The 4,161-nt window shown below is 71.1% G+C and carries 3 protein-coding genes; 2 read left to right on the top strand and 1 reads right to left on the bottom strand.

The features are described 5' to 3' along the window. The coding region (gene purT, locus LB823_RS23455) for a formate-dependent phosphoribosylglycinamide formyltransferase (protein WP_224652150.1) at positions 1 to 1,325 on the bottom strand (1,325 nt) is incomplete at its 3' end. A 140-nt stretch (positions 1,326 to 1,465) separates the two neighbouring features. Between purT and LB823_RS23450 the strand changes: the two genes are divergently transcribed. After that, positions 1,466 to 2,869: a sugar porter family MFS transporter gene (locus tag LB823_RS23450; protein ID WP_224652148.1), complete on the top strand. Its 1,404-nt coding sequence runs from the start codon at positions 1,466 to 1,468 to the stop codon at positions 2,867 to 2,869. A gap of 1 nt (position 2,870) precedes the next feature. Beyond that, on the top strand, positions 2,871 to 3,821 hold the full coding sequence (locus tag LB823_RS23445) for a carbohydrate kinase family protein (protein ID WP_224652147.1): 951 nt from the start codon (positions 2,871 to 2,873) through the stop codon (positions 3,819 to 3,821). The last annotated feature ends 340 nt before the right edge of the window (positions 3,822 to 4,161 follow it).

The raw sequence follows: 4,161 nt of genomic DNA, 5'->3' as shown, positions 1-4,161 counted from the left end.
GTCGACGGGTCGTCGAGCGGCGGCTGCGGCCGCTGGATCGGCACGGCCGTGGTCTCGGGCGCGCCCTGCTGGAACGGGTCCGCGCTGTCGACGACGACCACCCGGCCGGCCGCCTCGGCGGCGTTGGCGCGCGCCACCTCGACGGTGTCGGCGGTCGCGACGGCGACGCCGAGGCGCCGCTTGGCGTAGCCCTCGGGCTTGCCGAACAGGCGCAGGTCGCTCTCGGGCACGTCGAGCGCGCGGGAGACGCTGTCGAAGGCGACGGAGCTGCTGTCCTTCGTCCCGTAGATCACCGCGGACGCGGCCGGCGACATGAGCGAGGTGTCCACGGGCAGGCCGAGGATCGCGCGGGCGTGCAGCTCGAACTCGGAGAGCCGCTGCGAACCCAGGGTCACCAGGCCGGTGTCGTGCGGGCGGGGCGAGACCTCGGAGAAGTAGACGTCGTCGCCCTTGACGAAGAGCTCCACGCCGAACACGCCGCGGCCGCCGGTGCCGCCGTCGCCGAGGGCGGTGGTGATGCGGCCCGCGACGGAGGTCGCCGCGTCGTAGGCGGCCTGGCTCATCGCCTGCGGCTGCCAGGACTCGACGTAGTCACCGTCGGACTGCCGGTGCCCGATGGGCTCGCAGAAGCGGGTGACCACCTTGCCGCGCTCGGCGTCGTAGACGCGCACCGTGAGCAGCGTGATCTCGTAGTCGAAGTCGACGAAGCCCTCGACGATCACTCGCTCGTTGCGGACGCGGCCGCCCTCCACGGCGTACTGCCAGGCACCGTCGAGCTCCTCGATCGAGCGGACCACGGACTGGCCCTTGCCCGAGCTCGACATGACCGGCTTGATCACGCACGGGAAGCCGACCTCCCGGGAGGCGGCGCGCACCTCGTCGAGCGACGAGGCGAAGGCGTACGGCGAGCACGGCAGGCCGAGCTCCTCGGCGGCGAGCTTGCGGATGCCCTCGCGGTTCATCGTCAGCGCGACGGCCCGCGCCGTCGGGATGACCTCGGCGAGGCCCTCCTCGTCGACGGCGACCAGGGCCTCGGTGGCGAGGGCCTCGATCTCGGGGACCACGAAGTCCGGCTTCTCCGCCTCGATGACGCGACGGACCTCGGCGGCGTCGGTCATGTCGATGACGTGGCTGCGGTGCGCGACCTGCATCGCGGGCGCGTTCGCGTAGCGGTCGACGGCGATCGTCTCGACGCCCAGGCGCTGGAAGGCGATCACCACCTCCTTGCCCAGCTCGCCCGAACCCAGCATCAGCGCCTTCGTGGCGCCGGAGGTGAGCGCCGTGCCGATCCGGGGGTTGCCGCCGGTGTCGCTGAGGTTCGTCATGGGGTCCATTCTGGCAAACGCGGCGTCCCGCGGTGCGGCTGCCGACCCGTCGATTCGCGTTTGCTTCCGATCGTTCTGCGGTGGTGAACGTTTCACTTGTTATCGCTCGGGGTGCCGCGGGAGGCGCCTACGTTCGGGGGATGAAGGCACTCGTGATCAGGAGCGCCGTCGTCGCGGCGACCGGCGGACTCATCTTCGGATTCGACACGGCGGTGATCTCCGGCGCCGAGGAGCAGATCCAGGAGCAGTTCCACCTGTCCGACGCCGCGATCGGTTTCACGGTGACGACCGCGCTGATCGGCACCATCGTCGGCGCGATCGTGTCCGGCAGGCTCGCGGACAGGTTCGGCCGGAAGAAGGTGCTGTACGCGATCGGCGTGCTGTACGTGGTGAGCGCCGTGGGCTGCGCGCTGGCGCCCACGTCGTCGGTGGAGGTGCTGCAGGCCTTCCGGTTCCTCGGCGGCCTCGGCATCGGCGCGTCGAGCGTGTGCGCCCCGATCTACACCGCCGAGATCGCGCCGCCGAAGTTCCGCGGGCGGCTCGTCGGCCTCGTGCAGTTCAACATCGTGTTGGGCATCCTGGTGGCGTACGCGTCGAACGCGATCATCCGCACCGTCCTGAGCGACGACCCCAACGCCTGGCGCTGGATGCTCGGGGTGATGGTGGTGCCGGCGGTGCTGTTCCTCGTCCTGCTCCCGACGGTGCCGGAGACGCCCCGCTGGCTCGCCGGTCACGGCGACCTCGCCGGGGCGCGCGCCACGTCCGAGCGGCTCTGCTCCACGCCGGCCGAGGCCGACGCGCAGATGGCGGAGATCCAGGAGACGCTCGCCGCCGAGCAGGGCGAGAAGACGAAATTCTACACCCGCGGCCACCGCAAGGTGATCCTGCTGGCCGTCGCGATCGCCTTCTTCAACCAGATGTCCGGCATCAACGCGATCCTCTACTACGCGCCGCGCGTGATGCAGGACGCCGGCGCCAGCACGAACGCCGCGTACCTGATGTCCGTCGCGGTGGGCGTGATGAACCTGGTCGCCACGACGGCCGCGCTGACCGTGATCGACCGGCTCGGGCGCCGCCGGCTCATGTTGGTCGGCTCGGTGGGCTACCTGGTCTCGCTCGGGTTCATGGCCGCCGTGATGTTCTACTACGAGAGCGACGGCCGCTCGTTCGACAGCACCTCGTCGATCCTGGTCCTGCTGGGGCTGATGGTCTTCATCGCCTCGCACGCCTTCGGCCAGGGCGCGGTGATCTGGGTGTTCCTCTCGGAGATCTTCCCCAACAGCATTCGCGGCCGCGGGCAGGCGCTCGGTAGCCTCACGCACTGGGTGTGGGCCGCCATCACGAGCTTCGCGTTCCCGCCCATCATCGGCGCCTTCGGCGGCGGCGTCGCCTTCTCGATCTTCTTCGGGTTCATGCTGCTGCAGCTGCTCTGGGTGATAAAGGTGATGCCGGAGACCAAGGGCATTCCGCTCGAGGAGATGGCCGAGCGGCTGGGCCTCGAGGCGGAAGCCACCGCACCGGCACCGGCCACGAAGGGGAACTGAGATGACCGATCGGACGCTGTGCCTGGGCGAGGCACTCGTCGACGTCGTACTGCGCGACGGTGCCGAGCCGTCCGAGCACGTGGGCGGCAGCCTGTTCAACGTCGCGTGCGGGCTGGCGTCGCTGGGGGATCCGACGTCGATCCTGTCCTGGTGGGGGCGGGACGTGCGCGGGCACCGGATCGCCGAGACCGCGGCCCGGTCGGGCGTAGACGTGGTCCCCGGGTCCGACGGTGCCGCCAACACCCCGCTCGCGTACGCGCACGTCGACGCCGAGGGGCGCGCGACCTACGAGTTCGACCTCACATGGGAGGTGCCGCCCGTCGAATCGCTCGAGCGCTACGGGCACCTGCACACGGGCAGCTTCGCCGCGACGCTCGCGCCGGGGTCCGACGGCGTCGCCGACGTGGTGCGCCGGATCCGGGACCACGCCACCGTCTCCTACGACCCCAACATCCGTCCCGCGCTGATGGGCACGCCCGCCGACGTGCTGCCGCGGGTGATGGAGATGATCGCGCAGTCCGACGTGGTCAAGGCCAGCGACGAGGACATCGCCTGGCTGCACCCCGACGAGCCCGTCGAGGACGTGATGCGCCGCTGGATCGCGGCCGGCCCGGCGATGGTGGTGCTCACCCGCGGGCCCTGGGGCGCGTACGCGCTGCTCGCCGGCAACCGGGACATGCTGCACGTCGACCAGCTGACCGTCGAGGTGGGCGACACCGTCGGCGCGGGCGACTCCTTCATGGCCGGGCTGGTATCCGGGCTGCTCGACGCCGGCTACCTGGGCTCGCGGTACGCCGCCCGACGGCTGCGGGCCGCGCAGTGGAGCGATGTGCAGCCTGCGCTGCACCGCGCCGTTATCACCTCCGCGCTGACCGTGAGCCGGGCGGGCGCGTACGCACCGTCGATGGACGAGGTGCTCGCGGTGCGCGCGCAGGACCCGACGCTGCGCTGACGGGCGAGGAGCGGACCGGGCCGGGGGTGCGTGGTCGGCCGCACCAGCGATGCGCGCAACGCATCGCTCGATAGTCACTGGTCAGCGGTTGTTCATCGGGAGAAGGTGATGCGGCAGGCGCATCACCTTTCAGCGCGACACGTCCCCACCCGACCGGGTCACGGACCCTACGGTTTCGCAGCGGTCTGCCAGCGAATCCGCAGCTACCCGGATCATCATCGGTTCCAGCGCGGTCGCGGTGACCGCACCGACCGAAGCGAGAACCCATGACCGAACCCACCGATCCGCAGCCGACGCCCACCGCGCCGATCCCGCCCGCGCCGGCGACCGCCCCCGCAGC

Origin of the sequence: Tsukamurella sp. M9C (genome assembly GCF_020169415.1) — a bacterium.
Lineage (GTDB): Bacteria > Actinomycetota > Actinomycetes > Mycobacteriales > Mycobacteriaceae > Tsukamurella.
This window is presented reverse-complemented; position numbering and strand designations above follow the sequence as displayed.

What these genes read in the sequence shown, in the direction of transcription:
- LB823_RS23450 (WP_224652148.1), top strand. Translation starts at nt 1,466, where the DNA reads ATGAAGGCACTCGTGATCAGGAGCGCCGTCGTCGCGGCGACCGGCGGA.
- LB823_RS23445 (WP_224652147.1), top strand. Translation starts at nt 2,871, where the DNA reads ATGACCGATCGGACGCTGTGCCTGGGCGAGGCACTCGTCGACGTCGTA.